This is a genomic window from Ramlibacter sp. (genome assembly GCF_036383835.1).
Classification (GTDB): domain Bacteria; phylum Pseudomonadota; class Gammaproteobacteria; order Burkholderiales; family Burkholderiaceae_C; genus Ramlibacter.
Genome location: NZ_DASVNN010000092.1, coordinates 1 through 18245, shown reverse-complemented (window position 1 = coordinate 18245; position 18245 = coordinate 1). Strand labels below are relative to the sequence as shown.

At 70.9% G+C, this 18245-nt stretch carries 15 protein-coding genes; 6 read left to right on the top strand and 9 right to left on the bottom strand.

Features of this window, described 5'->3' with window-relative positions; all coding sequences use genetic code 11:
* Window positions 1-122 precede the first annotated feature (122 nt).
* Window positions 123-674, top strand: a complete 552-nt coding sequence (locus tag VF522_RS15100; RefSeq protein WP_330909111.1) for a cytochrome b — start codon at window positions 123-125, stop codon at window positions 672-674.
* A complete protein-coding gene (gene treF, locus VF522_RS15095) occupies window positions 662-2245 on the top strand; it encodes an alpha,alpha-trehalase TreF (protein WP_330909110.1) in 1584 nt (527 codons plus the stop codon). Before VF522_RS15100 ends, treF begins: the two co-directional genes overlap by 13 nt.
* Here the strand turns inward: treF and VF522_RS15090 are convergent.
* The 7 genes from VF522_RS15090 to VF522_RS15060 form a co-directional block, all read right to left on the bottom strand.
* On the bottom strand, window positions 2220-3524 hold the full coding sequence (locus VF522_RS15090; RefSeq protein WP_330909109.1) for a HAMP domain-containing sensor histidine kinase: 1305 nt from the start codon (window positions 3522-3524) through the stop codon (window positions 2220-2222). The two genes, treF and VF522_RS15090, sit on opposite strands and share 26 nt — an antisense overlap.
* A complete protein-coding gene (locus tag VF522_RS15085) occupies window positions 3517-4203 on the bottom strand; it encodes a response regulator transcription factor (RefSeq protein ID WP_330909108.1) in 687 nt (228 codons plus the stop codon). The genes VF522_RS15090 and VF522_RS15085 overlap by 8 nt, the downstream gene beginning before the upstream one ends.
* Window positions 4204-4212: 9 nt before the next feature.
* Window positions 4213-4686: a Spy/CpxP family protein refolding chaperone gene (locus VF522_RS15080; RefSeq protein WP_330909107.1), complete on the bottom strand. Its 474-nt coding sequence runs from the start codon at window positions 4684-4686 to the stop codon at window positions 4213-4215.
* Between the two features lie 116 nt (window positions 4687-4802).
* The gene (locus VF522_RS15075; RefSeq protein WP_330909106.1) at window positions 4803-7499 is read right to left on the bottom strand and encodes a S8 family serine peptidase; all 2697 of its coding nucleotides are present in this window, start codon (window positions 7497-7499) and stop codon (window positions 4803-4805) included.
* A 188-nt stretch (window positions 7500-7687) separates the two neighbouring features.
* Window positions 7688-8794, bottom strand: a complete 1107-nt coding sequence (locus tag VF522_RS15070) for a CapA family protein (protein ID WP_330909105.1) — start codon at window positions 8792-8794, stop codon at window positions 7688-7690.
* Window positions 8795-8826: 32 nt separating this feature from the next.
* Complete coding sequence (locus VF522_RS15065; protein WP_330909104.1) at window positions 8827-9432, bottom strand: ABC-type transport auxiliary lipoprotein family protein; 606 nt, start codon at window positions 9430-9432, stop codon at window positions 8827-8829.
* Window positions 9432-10376, bottom strand: a complete 945-nt coding sequence (locus VF522_RS15060) for an MlaD family protein (protein WP_330909103.1) — start codon at window positions 10374-10376, stop codon at window positions 9432-9434. Before VF522_RS15060 ends, VF522_RS15065 begins: the two co-directional genes overlap by 1 nt.
* A 128-nt stretch (window positions 10377-10504) precedes the next feature.
* Between VF522_RS15060 and VF522_RS15055 the strand changes: the two genes are divergently transcribed.
* Window positions 10505-11725 (top strand): MFS transporter, encoded by a 1221-nt coding sequence (locus VF522_RS15055; RefSeq protein WP_330909102.1) that lies wholly within the window; start codon window positions 10505-10507, stop codon window positions 11723-11725.
* Here VF522_RS15055 and VF522_RS15050 read toward each other — a convergent pair.
* Window positions 11632-12693 (bottom strand): LLM class flavin-dependent oxidoreductase, encoded by a 1062-nt coding sequence (locus tag VF522_RS15050; RefSeq protein ID WP_330909101.1) that lies wholly within the window; start codon window positions 12691-12693, stop codon window positions 11632-11634. The genes VF522_RS15055 and VF522_RS15050 overlap by 94 nt on opposite strands.
* A gap of 223 nt (window positions 12694-12916) precedes the next feature.
* The gene (locus VF522_RS15045) at window positions 12917-13342 is read right to left on the bottom strand and encodes a helix-turn-helix domain-containing protein (RefSeq protein WP_330909100.1); all 426 of its coding nucleotides are present in this window, start codon (window positions 13340-13342) and stop codon (window positions 12917-12919) included.
* Between the two features lie 75 nt (window positions 13343-13417).
* Here VF522_RS15045 and VF522_RS15040 point away from each other — a divergent pair, with 75 nt between their 5' ends.
* From VF522_RS15040 to VF522_RS15030, 3 genes are all read left to right on the top strand, one after another.
* The gene (locus tag VF522_RS15040) at window positions 13418-14263 is read left to right on the top strand and encodes an SDR family oxidoreductase (RefSeq protein WP_330909099.1); all 846 of its coding nucleotides are present in this window, start codon (window positions 13418-13420) and stop codon (window positions 14261-14263) included.
* A 163-nt stretch (window positions 14264-14426) separates the two neighbouring features.
* Complete coding sequence (locus VF522_RS15035; protein WP_330909098.1) at window positions 14427-14813, top strand: hypothetical protein; 387 nt, start codon at window positions 14427-14429, stop codon at window positions 14811-14813.
* Window positions 14814-14885: 72 nt separating this feature from the next.
* A complete protein-coding gene (locus VF522_RS15030; protein ID WP_330909097.1) occupies window positions 14886-18224 on the top strand; it encodes a PAS domain S-box protein in 3339 nt (1112 codons plus the stop codon).
* Window positions 18225-18245: the final 21 nt, after the last annotated feature.

Here is an 18245-nt window from a genome sequence, read left to right as displayed (position 1 = left end):
AGGCGCATCGTACGACGCGCCGCCGCTTTTTTCACGCTCTGGCGTTCGGCGCGACGCCCGGCCCCGAGGGCCGCCGCTGGGTGTACGCTGCTGCGGGAGACTCCGCACCGCCGCGTCGACCCATGCTGCTCGCCAACACTCCCGGCCGCTACGGCGCGCTCGCCATCCTGCTGCACTGGGGCATGGCCGGCCTGCTGCTGGTGCTCGTGGCCCTGGGGCTGTACATGGGATCCCTGCCCGACACGGGGTTCGACCGCGTGAAGATCACGCTGATCCTCGTGCACAAGGCGCTGGGGCTGCTGGCGCTATGGATCGTGCTGTTGCGGCTCGCCTGGCGCGTGGGCAACGTGCTGCCGCGGCTGGTGGAAGGAACGCCGATGTGGCAGCAGGTCGCCGCGCGCTTCGTGCACCTGTGCCTCTACGCGCTGATGCTGGCCCTGCCGCTGACCGGCTGGCTGATGTCGTCGGCCGGCGGCTATCCCGTCTCCTTCTTCGGCTGGTTCGAGCTGCCCGACTTCGTGCCGCGGAACGAGGCCATGTTCCGCATCTGGATCAACGTGCACCACTGGCTCGCGTACGCGCTGATGCTGCTGGTGGCGCTGCACATGGCGGCCGCGCTGCAGCACCATTGGGTGGACCGCGACGACACCCTGCTGCGCATGTGGCACGGCTAGCCGGCGTGATCCCGCTCGCCCATCCGCAGGCGCGCCAGGCCGCCGCCGCCGCCAGCCCTCCGCCGGACACCCGCACGCCGGCCGAACGCTACCGGGAGCTCTTCGTCGAGGTGCAGCGCGCGGTCGTCTTCCACGACAGCAAGACCTTCCCCGATTGCGCGCCGCGCATCGCGCCGGAGGAGATCCTGGCCCGCTACCGCGCCGGCCGGCACCGTCACGGCTTCGACCTGCGGCACTTCGTGAGGGAGCACTTCGGCTCGCCCGAGCCCGCGCGCTGCGACTACGTGCCGGTGGCCGGCCAGACCCTGGCGCAGCACATCGACGACCTGTGGGGCTTCCTCATCCGCGAGCCGCTGCAGCATCCGCCGCAAGGTTCGCTGCTGCAACTGCCGCATTGCTACATCGTGCCGGGCGGCCGCTTCGTCGAGCTCTATTACTGGGACTCGTACTTCACGATGCTGGGCCTGGCGGACAGCGGTTACGCGGAGATGCTGCATTGCATGACCGACAACTTCGCCTACCTGGTCGACACCTTCGGCCTGGTTCCCAACGGCACGCGCACCTACTACCTGAGCCGGTCGCAGCCACCGGTGTTCGCGCTCATGACCCAGTTGTGCGAGCAGCGCGGCGGACCGCCGGCATCGCAGTACCTGCCGCAGCTCCGGCGCGAACACGCGTTCTGGATGGACGGCGAGGATCGCGTCGATGCGGGCCAGGCCCATCGCCGCGTGGTGCGCACGGCGGACGGCGTGCTCCTGAACCGCTACTGGGACGACCGCTGCACGCCGCGCGAGGAGTCGTGGCGCGAGGACGTCGCCACGGCGGCGGCAAGCGGCAGGCCGCACGAGGAAGTCTGGCGCCACCTGCGCGCCGCGGCGGAATCCGGCTGGGACTTCAGCACGCGCTGGATGGCCGATGCGAACGTGGGCTTGCCCAGCATCGTCACCACCGACATCCTGCCTCTGGACCTGAACTGCTTCCTCCATGAACTGGAATGCACGATCGCGCGGCTGGCCGCGGCAGGCGGTGACGGCGCGACGGCGGCCCATTTCCGCACCCGCGCCAGCGCACGCGCGAGCGCGATCGAACGCTACTTCTGGAATGCCGCGGCGGGCCTGTACGCCGACTGGAACTGGCGCACGCAGCGGCGGCGTGAAGTCCTGACCGCGGCCACGCTGGTGCCGCTGTTCTGCGGCGTCGCCAGCGAGCGGCAGGCGCACGCCGTGGAGCGCACCGTGCGCGAGCGCCTGCTGGTGCGCGACGGCCTGCTCACCACCGAGCGGAACAGCAGCGAGCAATGGGACCGCCCGAACGGCTTCGCGCCGCTGGCGTGGATGGCGGTGGAGGGCTTGCGGCGTTACGGCCGCGACCACACCGCGGAGGAGATCCGCAAGCGCTGGATGCGCACGGTGCAGGTCGTGTTCGACCGGGAGAACCGGCTGGTGGAGAAGTACGCGCTGCGCTCGGGGGACGAACACGAACCGTGCGGCGGCAGCGGCGGCGAATATCCCCTGCAGGATGGCTTCGGCTGGACCAACGGGGTGGTCAGGCGCTGGACGTCTCGCTCCTGAAGCGCACGGCGACCTCGAACCCGGGCTTCCCATTGCGCAGCGCGAAGTCGGCGCCGTGCGCCTGCGCGATCAGCCGGCACAGGTACAGCCCGAGGCCGACGCCACCGGTGGCTCGCTCGCGCGCGGCGTCTGGCCGGTAGAAGGGTTCGGCGAGCTGCGGCAGCACCGCGGGGTCCACGCCCGGGCCGAAGTCGCGCACCGTGAGGGCGATGCCCGCGCCGGGCTCCCGCACGACGCGCACCAGCGGCGGCTCGGCTCCGGCGCCATGGCGCAGCGCGTTGTCCACCAGGTTGCGCAGCAGCAGCCGCATCCGCACGCGGTCCAGTGGCAGCGGCGGCAGGTCCGTCGCGATCTCGGTGCGCACGCCGGTATCGGCCGTCACCTCGCGCACGAGCGCGCCCAGGTCGGTCGGTTCGCGCTGCAGCGCGGCGTGCCCCTGGCCCAGGCGCTCGCTTTCCAGCAGTTCCGTCACCAGGTGCGCCATCGCCTGCAACTCGCGCAGCAGGGCCTCGCGCCGCATGGCGGCCTCGCCGCCTTCCGGAAGCAGTTCCGCGTGCACCCGCGCGCGGGTGAGGGGACTGCGCAGCTCGTGGCTGATCGCCAGCAGCAGCGTGCGCTTGGCCTCCAGCATCTGGTGGATGCTGGAGGCCATGGCGTTCACGTCGCCCGCCAGTTCGCCCAGCTCGTCGCCGCGCCGCACCGGGATCGCTTCGCCGAATTCGCCGCGGCCGAAGCGCTGCGCGCCGGCGCGGATGTCGTCCAGCGGCCGCAGCAGCCGCCGTACGAACTTGTACGCGATGGCCGTCAGCACCAGCAGCACGGCCAGCGTGAGCCAGGCCCACACGCGCGGCCGGTCGCGCCACGGCTGCACGTTCACGCCAAAGGCGATGCGGTGGCCGTCGGCCGTGCTGCGCACCAGCAGGCCCTCGTCGCCCCGCCAGTGTTCGTGCCGCTGCCACGGCGCAGCGGATTCGCGTCGAGGATCGCTGTCCCAGTTCACCTGCGGACCCGCGATGCGCACCGTGATCGGCAGGCGATCGGTCATCGCACGGGCGCGATCCACCGACGGCGGCGACCCGATCTCCGCCGCGAGCCGGTCGACGTAGTCGGTGACCAGCGGCTTCGCGGCGTCACGCCAGCCGATGCCCAGCGCCTTCTGCATGCCGGCCAGGAAGGTGCCGGCCAGCAGGAGGGCGAGCACCAGGAACAGGGCGACCAGCCGCGCCTTGAGCGAATGGCGCAGGCGCTGGCGTGTGCGCTGGTGCCAGCGGTCAGCCATGCCGCTGCGCCCGCAGCGCGAGGGCATAGCCCGCGTTGCGCAAGGTCTTGATCGCGGCCAGCGGCTCGAGCTTGCGGCGCAGGCGGCTGACCACGATGTCCACCGCCCGCGTGTAGAGATCGGCCTCGTGTCCGCGCAGCTGGTTCAGGATGTCGTCGCGGCTGAAGACGCGGCCGGGTTCGCGCGCGAGCATGAGCAGCAGCTCGAATTCCGTGCCGGTGAGATCCACGGCCTCGCCCTGCCGCTCCACGCTGCGCGTCACCGGATCGATCGTGAGTCCTTCGAAGCGCAGCAGTCCATCCGCTGCGACGGGTGCGGCGCGGCGGCGGCGCAGCACGGTGGTGATGCGTGCCACCAGCTCGCGCGGCTCGAAGGGCTTGGGCAGGTAGTCGTCGGCGCCCAGTTCCAGGCCGACCACGCGATCCATCACCTCGCCGCGCGCGGTGAGCATCACGATGGGCACGTCACTCTCGCCGCGGATCGCGCGGCAGACGGCAAAGCCGTCCTGCTCGGGCAGCATCACGTCCAGGATCACCGCGTCGAAGCCGCCCTCGCGCAGCCGCGCCAGCCCTTCGCCCGGACGGGTGGCTTGCACCAGTTCGAGGTCGAAGCGCCGGAAGTAGGTGGCGAGCGGCTCGCCCAGCTGCGCGTCGTCGTCGATCAGCAGGATCCGCGGCATGCGGCATTGTCACCCGCGGCGCCACCAGCCATGCCGGCGATGCTGCAGGACGTCGCGCACCTTGTCCTGCTGCGCGGGCGACAGGCTGTCGTAGAAATCGCCGAAGGCGGCGATCAGCTCCGGGCTCCTGGTGTTCACCGCGGCCAGCTTGTCGCTCACCAGCGCCTGCGCCTTCGTCCGGTCGAACTTCTCGCCGGCCACCAGCGACCGCACCTCGGCGCGCGGATCGGTCGCGCCGCGCAAGGCGACGCGCTGCTCGTGCAGCTTGGCCAGCAGGGCGTCCAGCCGCTTCTTCTGGTCTTCGTTCAGGTCGAGGCGGCTGGCCACGCGATCCGTCGCGCGCTTGCGGAACTCCGCCTGCTCCGCCGCGCTCATCGACGAGTAGCGCTCGTGCCCGTACCGGTGCCCGCAGGCGGTGAGGCCGCCCAGCGCCACGGTGGCGCCGAACAGTCCGAACAGGGTCCTCTTGATCCAGGGTCGCATGGTGCATGCCCTCGTAGTGGGTGAGGAGGGCATCGTGCCGGCGAGGGGCGCGGGGAGGATCTCGCGGGGGTCGCGGTTCTTTTCGGTTTGTATCGGCGGGGAGGGTGACGGATTGCCTAATCGTCGCTGGCGCGAGTGCGTGGGAGCTTTGTCAGCGAGGGGGACTCGCCCGGTTGGATTTGCCAGACCGAACCGTCCAGCGTCCATCCGGTGTAGGTCGTGGACATGCGAAGCTCCGCCGGAGTCTTCGGTTGACCGCCGCCACCGGGCGCGTTGAAGGTGGACAGATAGAAGGAGCGCACGATGTCCGACGGAGGGAGCTTTTGCGAAGTCTCCGTACAGGAGAACGTCCCGGGACGGGGCCCGGCGGCATCGTCCTGCTTCCTTCCAATCAGGCCGCCCGAGACCGTCGAGCCCGAAGCAAGGGCCAGCGAATAGCTGTCCCGGATGATGGCGTTCTCGAGGGTCCCCACCAGGCCGCCGGCCACTTGCCCGGATCCGGCAAGCTCGCTGTAGCTGGCCTGCACTTCGGCACCGCATCGCAGCGCACCGACCAGCCCTCCAGCGACCTCCGTCGACACGACGTTCGACACGGAGAGGCTCATGGCGACGCGCGCGCGATGCTCGAGGTTCCCGACCAGCCCGCCGGCCGACGCGCGGGCCGTCGTTGACGCGGTGGCCCTGACCAAGCCCTTGGCGAACGAGTTCTGAACCACCGCATCGTTGCCAACGACGCCCGCAAGTCCGCCCACTGCGGAGGTGCCGTCCACCCGGCCTTCGAAGAAGACATTGCTGATGCGCCCGGAACTTGCGGCACCTCCCACTGCACGCTGGCTCAGGCCAACCACCCCGCCGACGCGGGTTCTGCCACGGACCACCCCTTCCACCTGGACGTTTTCGACCACCCCTTCATTGATGCCTGCCAGGGCGCCCACGTTGTCGACTCCCTGCAGGAGCACATTCGTCATGCGGAGGTTGCCGACTTGTCCGCGGGGTCCGATCCGCGCGAACAGTCCGAGCTCGCTGAGTTGCCGTCGATGCGTGAAATTCCGAATGGTGTGCCCCACGCCGTGGAAGATGCCCTGGAAAGGCTTGCTGTCCGTTCCGATCCGGTTCCACTCCGGTTCTCCGATCTCCGACCAGTCCAGGTCGCGCACCAGCGCAAAATGCTTCTCCTCGCCCAGCAGCGTGTTGATGGCGAAGAGCTGTTGCAGTGTGCAGATGCGGTGCGAGCGCTCCGCAGTGGATCCGTCGAAGCCTGATTCCCAGGAGCTTGCGAACGGCACGATCCACTTCCTTGGCGTGACACCTTCGACCTTGGTGTTGCAGTAGCTTTCAGGGTCCTCGTCGTTCACGGCCCTTTGGGCATGGATCGCTTGATAGGCGTTCAGCCGCATTCCGCCATCGGCGGTCGCAACCAGCTGCCTGGCCACTCCGTCCCTGTTCATGTCGCCATGGCGCCCGCGCAGGACCGTGGCCACGGCAGTCACGTGGGGTGCCGCCATGGAGGTGCCGGACATGCGTCCGTAGCCTGACACGGTGCGCGGCAGCGTCGACCAGATCTCCGTTCCGGGTGCCGCGAGCAGGAAGATTCGCCACGGGCTACCGGAATAGTTGGAGTAAGCCGCACGAGCGCCGTTCCGATCGTTGGCGCTGACGCACTGCGAAAGGTTGGCCATGAGACACGGGTAAGTCCCATTCCCGGCGGCCGTTACGTCGAGCCCCTCGTTCCCGGCTGCCGCGATGGTGACCACGTCACGACTTGCGGCATACGTGATCGCGTCTTGGAGTGCGGTGGTGAATTGCCGCCCGCCGAGGGACATGTTGATGACGCGAGCACCCTGGTCGACTGCGTAGTCGATCGCGCTGACCACCTTGTCGAGGTCGATGCTGGCTTGATCGGCCACTTTGAGGATCATCAGCCTGGCGTTCGGAGCGAGACCCAAGGCCCCACTACCCTTGTGCTGGGCGGCGCCAATGATGCCGGCCACGTGCGTGCCGTGCCCGTTGTCGTCCGAAACGTTCGCGTTGTCGGCGACGAAGTTCCAGCCGTGCAGGTCATCGACCTTGCCGTTTCCGTCATCGTCGCGTCCATTCCCCGCGATTTCGCCCGAGTTGATCCACAGCCGCGGGGCCAGAGCCGGATGCTCGATCGAAGCACCGGAGTCGATCACGGCCACGACCACATCGGACAGCGGCTTGCGGCCGTACTTGAGGCGCGACAACGCCTCGATCCCGTCCACGTCCCCGTCCACCTCGCCGTCTCCCGCCAGCCCGGGAGTGTCCAGGGACCACTGTTCGGCGGGGATCGTGATCCCGTGCTGGTTGGCGCTCAGGGTGAGCAGATAGTTCGGTTCCAGGGCCTTGAAGATGCCCGGTGCATGCAAGGCGGATGCCGCGGACCAGGGATTTCTTCCGGCTCGCGCCGGGCTTCGCAGCAGGTATACGCCGCGGGCACTGATCTGTCGCACCACCACGAAGCCGAGGCGGTTCGCACGAAGCGCGGCTTCCAGGGTGGCGACGCCCTCGCCGGGCTGGAGGGTGGCGACCAGTTCGCCGCGAACCGCATAGGCGACAGGTTGTCCGATGTCGACCGGGATGAGGGCGGAAACGGCCCGGCCGCGACGGGGAAGAATCTCAAGGTATCGTCCTTCCCCGGCTCGTTCCTGCTTTCGCACTGGTTCGATGAATCGGGCACCAGGGAACCTCGCGAGGATTTCGGATTTGCGCGTCGCGTCGAGCACTGGCGCGGCGGCAGATGGCGAATTGGTTCTCGTCGCCGCCCAGGATGGCGCGAGCGGGAGGGCAAACATGAATGCTGTGGCAAGTGCCGCAACTCCTGCCCACCGTAGATGTCGCTGGTTCCTCCGGAAAGCCATTTTCTTTTCTCCGTCCCTGAATCGGTCTCGCAAGAATGATGAGCTTACACGTGTGGCTTGAGTCCGCTTCCGGTCTCAAGCGCCCCTCATCCCCTCGATCTGCCGCTGCGATCCCGCGTGGCTCAGCCCCAACCCAGCACGAATCGCTCCCCATCCCACCCCTGCACGCGCGTACCGAACGCGCGCCCGCCCTCGTCGAAGATGGAGCACAGCCACGCACGCGCGGTCGCATCCGCGGCCTGCAGGCGGAAGCGGCGCACTTCGAAGGGCTCGATCTGCAGCCGCTGCACGGCACCGAGGTCGTCGAGCGTCAGCGCGTAGAGGCAGCCGACGTCGCAACGCAGGCTGCCGTGCCCGCCGATGCCCTCGTAGTCGTTCAGGAAATCGCCGCAGCCATACAGGATCGCCCGGCCGCGCCACACCTCGATCGGCAGCGGGTGGTGCGAGGAGTGGCCGTGCACCACGTCGGCGGCGCCGAGTTCGATGAGCCGCCGCGCGAAGCGTTGATGCGCATCGGGCACCGCGAGTCCCCAGTTGCCGCCCCAGTGCACCGAAACGATCACGCGGTCGCCGGGCTGCCGATGCGCCGCGACGGCGCGGGCCACGACGCGCGCGGCGCGGTCCGACAGTCCCGGCAACAGCGCGACTCCGGACCGAGGGGCGCGCGCGCCCCAGGCCCGCGGCACGCCGCTGCTCGGCGTGGCCATCGAGAACAGCAGGACGCGGCGGCCGTCCGGCAGCGGCAGGACGGCCGGCGCCCAGGCTTGCACGCGATCGCGCCCCGCGCCCGCGGTCCGCAGTCCGGCCGCGGCAAGACTTTCGAGGGTTTGCTCCAACGCGGCGTGACCCCAGTCCAGCACGTGGTTGTTGGCCAGTCCACAGGCATCGAGGCGCGCTGCGGCGAGGCAAGGCGTGTTGGCGGGATGCATGCGGTAGTGGATCCCCTTGCGGGGCCACGGCTGCCCGACGTCCGCCACGGCCGTTTCCAGGTTGACGACACGCAGCGCCGGCGCCTGCCGGTCCATGGCCGCGAGCGCCTCGCCCCAGGGATCGTCGAACGCGACCGGCGCGGCGATGGCCCCATGGGCGCGTTCCGCGAAGCGCACGTACTCGCGCGCGTCGCGCACCCAGTGTTCGTAGAGGCGAGGGTCGCCGGGATGGGGCAGGACCTGGTCGATGCCCCGGCCCGTCATGACGTCGCCGGCCAGCAGCAGCTTCAGCGTGTCCACGCCCGCATCATGTTCCCGCCGGCGCGCGCGGGCTAGGGCGTGCGCCGCGCCGCCTCCAGCACGAACACGGCGGCGTCGCGCAGTGCGCGGTCCAGCGCCGCATTGGCCGCGACGACGCCGGCATAGGGCGTCTGCTGCTGCAGCGGCTCGCGGACCTCGAGTTCGCGCACGGCCAGCGTGCGGTTGCTGCGTTCGTCCACGAGCCGCAGCCGCAGCGACAGGTGCAGCACCGGAGGCACCTGGCCGAAGTCCTGCACCAGTTCCTCCAGGTCGGCGCGCAGTCCGTAGTGCGCGCCGGAGGCGGGCGGCGTCACCACCGTCGCGAAGCGGCCCGTGGCCTCCAGCGTGCGCACCAGCAGCGGTTGCAGCATGCGTGCCGGGCTTTCCGCCCACTCGTTGCGGGCGTAGTAGGCGAAGTGGTGCGGCCGCAGCGTGTAGGCCATCCGGCGCGTGTCGATGCGGTCGGCGGCTTCCAGCGGATAGACCAGCAGCGTCTCCGGCCTGCGGGGAGCGCGCGGCACGTCGGCCGGCACGCGGTCCAGCACCGCCGTGGTCACTTCCACATCCACGGGCGCCAGGGCCGCACAGCCTGCGAGGCACAGGCCGCCGAGCAGCGGCACGCGCCGCGTCACCCGCATCACCGGCCCTCGCCGGGGCCGAGCGTTCCGGAGGCGCTGCCGCGCAGCAGCACCGCCGGATTGCGGCGGATGCGCGTGGCGGTTTCGTCCAGCGAACTCGAGAGATGGTCCAGTCGCGTGAGCGTGCGCTGCGCCTCCGGCAGCACCTGGTTCTGCAGCGAGCGCACGGCTTCGCTGGTCGATTCCAGCAGCGGCACGAACTGCCCGCTCGCCTGCTCGGTGTGCGCGAGGATGCTGCCGAGCCGGTCCTGCGTGTTGGCGGTCAATGCGTGCAGGGAACTCACGGCGGCCTGGCCGGACCGCAGTAGCGGCGGCAGCTGGCCGCTCGCGAGTTCCGCGTTGTCGATCAGGGCTTCGAGCTTCGCGTTGTTGGCCGCGAGCGTGCGCGTCACCTGGTCGAGTTGCGCCAGCGATCGCTTCAGCGAGCCCACCGTCTCGCGGTCGAGGACCGACTCGAGGAGGGCAGTCACCGACTGCATGCTGTCGTTCAGCTGCTGGATCGAGGTGTCGAGGCTCACCGAGCGCGCCGGCGAGGTGGCGATGCGCGGGTAGGTCTCGCCGAGCGCCACGGCCACTTTCTTCCCCGGCGCGCCTTCGTCCTCCAGCGTCACGTAGACATAGCCGGTGAAGCCGCGCGTGGCGAGGCCGCGGCCGGTGATGGTGGCGCGCGTGGCCGATGTGATCGGCGCGTCGCGTGCCACGTCGAGCAGCACGCGCACGGCGCGCGGACCCATCAGCTGGACCTCGCGCACCTGGCCGACCTCCACGCCATGGAATTCCACCGGCGCGCCCCGGATCAGCCCGGAGACGGGCTCCTGCGAGCGGATCTCGTAGGTCGCATGCCGTGTCGCGGACCAGGCGAGCCAGCCGGCCGCGGCCACCGCCACGAGCAGCACGGCCGCGACGAAGAGCACCCGCGCGCGGGCTTCGGCACTGAGGGACATGACCTGGCTCCTTCGAGGACAGGGCGGATGCGTGCCGATTCTCGCCCCGCCCGGCGTGCTGCTGCAACTGCCGCTTCGTGGAGGCGTACGAAAGGCCTCCTGGCCCGTCGCGTTAGCATTGCACGCCGATGACGGACCGCGAACGACCTTCCCCCGACGACAACAGCTGGGCCCCCCTCACGATCACGCTTGCGATCCAGTCCATGGTGTCCATGGCGCTGCTCGCACTGCCGGCGATGGCGCCCCCCGTGGCCCAGGCCGTGGGCATCTCCGCCGCCTACGTCGGCCTCTACATCGCGCTCGCCTACGTGGGCGCCATCCTCGCGAGCCTCGCGGCCGGCCCTGCGGTAGGGCGCTACGGCGCCATCCGCGTGAGCCAGCTCGGGCTGTGGATCTGCGCCGCCGGGTTGCTGCTGTGCGCGGTGCCGTGGGTGCCTGCCATCGCGCTCGGCGCGGTGCTGGTGGGCATCGGCTACGGGCCGATCACGCCGGCCAGCTCGCACCTGCTCGCGCGCACCACGCCGGTCCATCGCATGTCGCTGGTGTTCTCGATCAAGCAGACGGGCGTGCCGCTGGGCGGCGCGCTCGCCGGGGCCATCGTGCCGGGCCTGCAGCAGGTGACGGGCTGGCAGCAGGCGCTGCTCGCAGTGGCCGCCGCCTGCATCGTGTGCGCGTTCGTCTCGCAGGTGCTGCGCAAGGACTTCGATGCCGACCGCGACCCCGCGAGGGCGCTGCGCTTCGGCAGCTTCCTCGACCCGGTGCGGATGGTGCTGTCGGAAAAGCCGCTGCGCATGCTGGCCGGCTGCTCCTTCATGTTCTCGATCGCGCAGCTGTCGCTCACCACCTACCTCGTCACCTTCCTCACCGACAACCTCGCCTACGGCCTGGTGGCGGCCGGCGCGGTGCTGGCGATCTCGCAGGTGGGCGGCGTGCTGGGGCGCGTGTCCTGGGGCTATGCCTCCGACCGCTGGATGGGCGCGCGGCGCACGCTGGCGGCCCTCGCCACCGTGATGGGCCTGTGCGCGGTCGCGACTTCGCTGCTCGTGCCCGGCGTGCCGCACGTGGTGGTGGTGGCCGTGCTGTTCCTGTTCGGCGCTTCGGCCATCGGCTGGAACGGCGTCTACCTCGCCGAGGTGGCGCGCCAGGCGCCCGCGGGCAAGGCCGGCATCGCCACCGGCGGCACGCTGGCGATCACCTTCTTCGGCACGGTGCTCGGCCCGCCGGTGTTCGGCGCACTCGCCGCGCTGTTCGGCAGCTACCGCGCGGGCTTCGCGGTGCTGGCCGTGCCGCTGCTGCTGGTGGCGGTGCTGCTCTGGCGCAAGGCCCAGGCCCCGGCCGTGAGCTCGTAGGAGCGCAGCCGCGCGGCGTGGTCGAACACCTGCGAGGTGATCATCAACTCGTCGGCCTGCGTGTTCTCGACGAAAGCCTCCAGCGTCCGCCGCACCGTTGCGGGCGCGCCGATCGCGGTGCAGGCCAGCACGCTGTCCAGCATCGCGCGCTCGGCGGGACCCAGGCGTTCCGCGAAACCCGGCGCAGGCGGCGGCAGCCGCGACGGCCGGCCGGAGCGCAGGTTCACGAAGGCCTGCTGCAGCGAGGTCGCAAGGACCGCGGCCTGTTCGTCGCTGTCCGCGGCGATCACGTTGAAGCCCAGCATCACGTGGGGCTTGTCCAGGTGCTCCGAAGGACGGAAGGTGGCGCGGTAGATCTCGATCGCCTGCATCAGCTGCTGCGGCGCGAAGTGCGAGGCGAAGGCATGGGGCAGGCCCAGCATCGCCGCCAGCTGCGCCCCGAACAGGCTGGAGCCCAGGATCCACACCGGCACCTTCGCACCGATGCCCGGTACGGCGCGCACGGCCTGCCGCGGCGCATCCGACAGGAAGTCCATCAGCTCCACGACGTCGCGCGGAAACTGCTCAGGGTCCGAATCGAGGTTGCGCCGCAGCGCGCGGGCGGTGGCGTGATCGGAGCCGGGCGCGCGTCCGAGCCCGAGGTCGATGCGACCGGGGAAGAGGGCTTCCAGCGTGCCGAACTGTTCCGCGATGACGAGCGGCGAGTGGTTGGGCAGCATGATGCCGCCCGCGCCGACGCGGATCGTGCGCGTGTGGCCGGAGACGTGCGCGATCAGCACGGAGGTGGCCGCGCTGGCGATGCCGGGCATGCCGTGGTGTTCGGCCAGCCAGTAGCGCCGGTAGCCGAGCCGCTCGGCATGCTGCGCGAGCTCCACGGTGTGGCGGAAGGACTGCGCGGCGTCACCGCCTTCGACGATGGGCGCGAGGTCGAGGACGGACAGCGGGATGCGGGACGGGTTCGCTTGCATGACCCGCCATGATGCCCGGGTTCAGGCCAGGCGGCCGCCCGCAACCGCCGCCACGACGAGCAGCAGGCACACCAGCAGCACGGAGGAGACGAGTTGGGCGACGAGCTTGATGCGCATGGGAGGCCTCGCGGGAGGACTCGCATAGTCTCGTTGCCGCTTGCTGAACGGATCGTGAACGGTGGGCAGGCAGAGCTTGCCCACCCTAAGGCGTCCCGTTCGCCGTCTACCCCGCCGCCCGCTTCGCCCGCTCCGACAGCACGCTCGGCAGGCTGTCCTCGATCCAGTCGGCGAGCGCGCGCACGCGCCGGGCGGCCTGTGTCCCAAGGGGGCTGAGGCTGTACTCGACGTGCGGCGGCACGACCGCGTAGGCCACGCGGTCGACGAGGCCGTCCCTCTCCAGCCACTGCAGCGTCTGCGCCAGCATGCGTTCGCTGACGCCGCCGATGGCGCGGCGCAGTTCGCTGAAGCGGTGCGTGCCTTGCTCCAGCACGAGCAGGACCAGCACGCCCCAGCGGCTGGTCATGTGCATGAGCACCTCGCGCGACGGGCAGGCTTCCGCCAGCAGGTTGCCCTTGCGCAGCAGCTTGGCGCGGGGCGGCTTTTTCGCGGCGGCGCGCCGGGCGCGCGCGGATTCCTGACTTACCTTCATGTAAGTACTTACCAAAAGTTTGTGACCATCCTACAGTGCTTCATCGACTTCCTCCACCCCTCACAGGACCAGACCATGAAGATCGGAATCACAGGCGCCACCGGCCAGCTCGGCCGCATCGTGGTGGACAAGCTCAAGCAGAAGGTGGCCGCTTCGGACATCGTCGCGCTGATGCGCTCGCCGGCCAAGGCGGCCGACCTCGGCGTGCCGGCCCGCGCCGCGGACTACGGCGACGCCAAGGCGCTGGCGGCGGCGCTCGCCGGCGTCGACACCCTGCTGCTCATCTCCGGCAACGAGGTCGGCCAGCGCGTGCCGCAGCACCGCAACGTGATCGACGCGGCGAAGCAGGCGGGCGTCAGGCACATCGTCTACACCAGCCTGCTGCGCGCCGACACTTCGCCCCTGAACCTCGCGGGCGAACACCGCGAGACCGAAGCGATGCTGGCCGCCTCCGGCATCCCGGCGACGATCCTGCGCAACAGCTGGTACATGGAGAACCACCTCGGCTCCGCCACGGGCGCGGTCGCGGCCGGCGCCTTCATCGGCAGCGCGGGCAGCGGCCGCATCGCCGGCGCCACGCGCGAGGACTACGCCGAAGCGGCGGTGGCCGTGCTCACCGGAAGCGGCCACCAGGGCAAGGTTTACGAACTGGCCGGCGACGAGCCCTACACGCTGGCGGATGTCGCGGCCGAGATCGCGCGGCAGGCGGGCAAGCCGGTGCCCTACCGCGATCTGTCCCCGTCCGACTACGCGCAGGCGCTGCAGGGATTCGGCCTGCCCGAGGGGTTCGCGCAGGCGATCGCCAGCTGGGACGCCGATGCGGCGCAAGGCGCGCTCGACGACGGCAGCCACACGCTGTCGCGGCTGATCGGCCGCCGCACGACGCCGCTGTCGGTCGCCGTGCAGCGCGCCCTGGCCTAGGGGCCGGCCGCGTGCCGCCGGCGAATACCGGCGCAATACAAATCCGCGGCAAGGGGAAACGGCGCGAATACCTGCGGCGTCCAGACTGCGTTCACCCCCACCGGGCGCGCGCAAGGAGCGAGGCCGCAGCCCATCCCCCACCCCTTCGCTCACGGAGAAGACCATGAACCAGCGCATCGCATCCTTCCTCGGTTTCGCCGGCACTGTCGCAGCGGCCAGCGTCGCCGCGGCACTCATGACCGGCAACGCCCTGGCCGAAGGCCCGATCGAAGTGCAGAAGCCCTTCGTCGGCACGCTCACCCGCGCCGAGGTGCGCGCCGAAGTGATGCGCGACCGCGCGCAGCTGACCAGCTACGTGAACGAGTTCGCGCTCTACCTGGGCTCCTTCCGCCCGACGAGCGACTACACCCCCGCGCAGGCGCGGGCCGAGTACATCGCCGCGCGCGACGAAGTGCGCGTGATGAACTCGGAGGCCGGCAGCTCCGGTCATGCCACGATGGCCCGGGCGGCCAGGCCGGCCAGCACGCTGATCGCCGCCGGCGAACGCTGACCGTCGAGGGCGCCGCGGGGATGCCTGCGCAAGGACATCCCCGCCGGTCCGGCCACTGTCCTAGACTGCAGCATGCGCAGGCGCAACCCGCCGCCCGTCGAGCCGCGCGAGGACGTGTCGCCCGCGCTGGCCCTGCCGCTTGCACGGCTCGTGCTGTCGGGCACGCAGGCCACGGGACAGGAGCTGTTCACGCTGCTGGTGCGCGAGCTGGCAGCCACGCTCGAGGCACCCCTCGTCTTCCTGGCCGCCGCCAAGCCGAAGGCCGGCGGCACGCTGCGCACGCTCGCCGCGTGCCTGGACGGGCAGGTCCGCGCGAACTTCAGCTTCCCCGCTGCGGCGCTGCCCGAGGCGGCGCTGCCGCCGGGCGCCTGCCACTTCATTCCCGACGGCGCGCTGGCGCAGTGGCAGCCCCGTTCGCTGTTCGCCCGGCAACGCATGGACGCGTTTCTCGCGCTGCCGCTCGCCGACAGCGCCGGCGAGCCGCTCGGCATGCTGGTGGCGATGCACAGGCGGCCGCTGGCCGGCAGCGAGGTCGGCCGCATGGAGGCGCTCCTGCACATCGCCGCCGGCCGTGCCTCCGCCGAGATCGAGCGCCATCGGACGGACGAGACGCTGCGGGCCGTGGCGCTGGCGGTGTCCGCCTCGCGCAGCGGCTCCGTGTTCGACGAACTGGTGCGCGTGCTGGCGACCGTGCTGCAGGTGGAAGTCGCCTTCATCGCGCAGCCCGATGCGGAGCGCCCCGGTGGCATGCGCATGCTCGCCCTGTACTGCGGCGGCAAGGTGCTGCAGGACATCGCCTATCCGCTCGCCGGCTCTCCCTGCGCCACCGTCGTCGGCCAGTGCTTCCGCGCCTATCCAGGCCACGTGCAATCGCACTTTCCGGACGACCGGGAGCTGCGTGGCCTGGGCGTCGAGAGCTATGCCGGGCATCCCCTGGTCGCCGGCGACGGCAGCGCGCTGGGACTCGTGTCGGTGGCTTCGCAGCGGCCGCTCGCGCACCTCGACCGCGTCAAGGCGACCCTCAAGATCTTCGCGGTGCGCGCCGCGGCGGAGGTGGAACGGCTGCGCGCGGGCGACGCGCAGAAGCAGGCGCTGGAAGACCTGCGCCAGCGCGAGGAACAGTACCGGGCGATCTTCGAGAGCTCCCTCGACGGCCTGTTCCTCTGGGACGAGCAGTTGCGCGTGGTGGACGCCAATCGCGCCGCGCTGGCGCTGTACGGCTACAGCCGCGAGGAGGTGATCGGCCGCACCTTTCCGCGCACCATGCCCGCCGAGTACGTGCGCGATCGCCTGGACATGGTGCGGCGGGCGCTCGCCGGCGAGAGCACGCACGTCGAGGCCTGGGTGCTGCGGCCGAACGGCAGCAGCTTCGATGCGGAGCTGCGCGTCATGCCCTTCGTGCGCGGGGGCCGGCCGCATGCGCTGGCCGCGGTGCGCGACATCAGCGAGCGGCGCCGGCGCGAACGCGAACTGCAGCAGAGCGAGGAACAGTACCGCTCGATCTTCAACGCCTCGGTCGATGCCATGGTGCTGCGCGCCGCGGATTTCAGCATCGTCGACGTCAATGCGACGTACGAGGCGTGGACGGGCTACTCGCGCGCCGAAGTGCTCGGCGTGGACCGCGTGGTGGCCAATCCGGCGGCGATCGGCCCCACCATCCGCGCGCTGCACGAGCAGGCGCTGGCCGGCGCCACGGTCCGCCTCGAGACCCAGCTGCTGTGCCGCGACGGGCCGTCGCGCGAGCTCGAGCTGCGCGGCGTCCCCATCGTGCACCGCGGCGAGCCGCACGTGCTCTACATCGGCCGCGACATCACCCAGGCCAAGCGCGCCGAGCAGGCGCGGCGCGACAGCGAGGAGCAGTACCGGGCCATCTTCCATGCGTCGGCCGACGCGCTGGTGCTGCGCGATGCCTCGTACCGCGCGGTGGAGGTGAACCCGGCCTACCTGGCCATGAGCGGCTACAGCCGCGAGGAAGTGACGGCCGCCGCCCGGGTGCTGACGCAGGCCGACCGCGAACTGCAGGCGCGCCACCGTCTCGACCACGACCTCGCGCTCGCCGGCCGGCAGTTGCGCTTCGAGGTGACGGCCACCCGCAAGGACGGCACCACGCTGCAGGCGGAAGTCCGCGGCACGCCGATGACGTACCGCGGCCAGCCGCACGTGCTCTATGCGGTGCGCGACATCAGCGAGCGCGTCGCCGCCGAACAGCGCCGCGCCGAACTCGAGCGGCAGCTGCGGCAGGCGCAGAAGATGGAAGCCATCGGCCACCTCACCGGCGGGCTGGCCCACGACTTCAACAACATCCTCACCAGCGTGCTCGGCTATGTCGACATGGCGCTGGAGCGCCCGGCGGCCGGCGCCGACCCGGCGCTCGCGCGCGAGCTGGGCCAGGCGCGCCTGGCCGCGGAGCGTGCCCGCGAGCACGTGGCGCAACTGCTCGCCTTCTCGCGGCCGCGCCGCGGCGAGCGCCGCCTGCTGGTGCCCGCGCAGCTCACCGCCGAAGCCGTGCAGCTGCTGCGGCCCAACCTGCCGTCGTCGATCACCGTCGACTGGGACGCGGGCAGTGGGGGCGATGCTGCCGTGCCGCCGGTGCTGGTCGACCCGGTGCAGTTCGAGCAGGTGCTGCTCAACCTCTTCATCAACGCGCGCGATGCCATCGGCGAGCAGGGCTGCATCCGGCTGCGCATCGCCCACGCCCTGGCGCAGGGGCATTGCGCCTCCTGCAGCGCGCGCCTGGAGTCCCAGCGCTGGGTCGCCTTCGAGGTGGCGGACGACGGCCCGGGCATGCGCCAGGACGTCGTCGACCGCATGTTCGAGCCCTTCTTCACGACCAAGGAGGTCGGCCGCGGCACCGGCATGGGTCTCGCGATGGTCCACGGCATCCTGCACGATCACGGCGGCCACATCCAGGTCGCCACGGCGCCGGGACTGGGCTCCTCGTTCCGCGTGCTGCTGCCGGCGGCGCTCGACGACAGCGAACCCGCGGACGCACCGGCGGCGGTGGCAGCCGACGTGCCGCCGGCGTCGCCGCTGCAGGGCCGCGTGCTGCTGGTGGAGGACGAGCCGATCGTCAGCGGCTTCATGCAGGACCTGATGCGCGGCTGGGGCCTGGAGGTGGTGCTCGAAGCCGATCCGCGCTCCGCCGCACGCCGGCTCTCGGCGCCCGACGAGGCCTTCGCCCTGTTGCTGACGGACCAGACGATGCCGGGCATGACGGGCCTCGCGCTGGCGCGCCTGGCGCAGTCGCAGCGTCCCGGCCTGCCGGTGCTGCTGTACACCGGCAACGCCCTGGACATCGCCGAACAGGACCTGTCCGCCAGCGGCGTTTCCGCGCTGCTGCGCAAGCCCATCGACACCGCGGTGCTGCGGCCGCTGCTGCGCGACCTGCTGGCGCATCGTAGCGTTGTGTAGGGTGGGCAAGCTTCGCGTGCC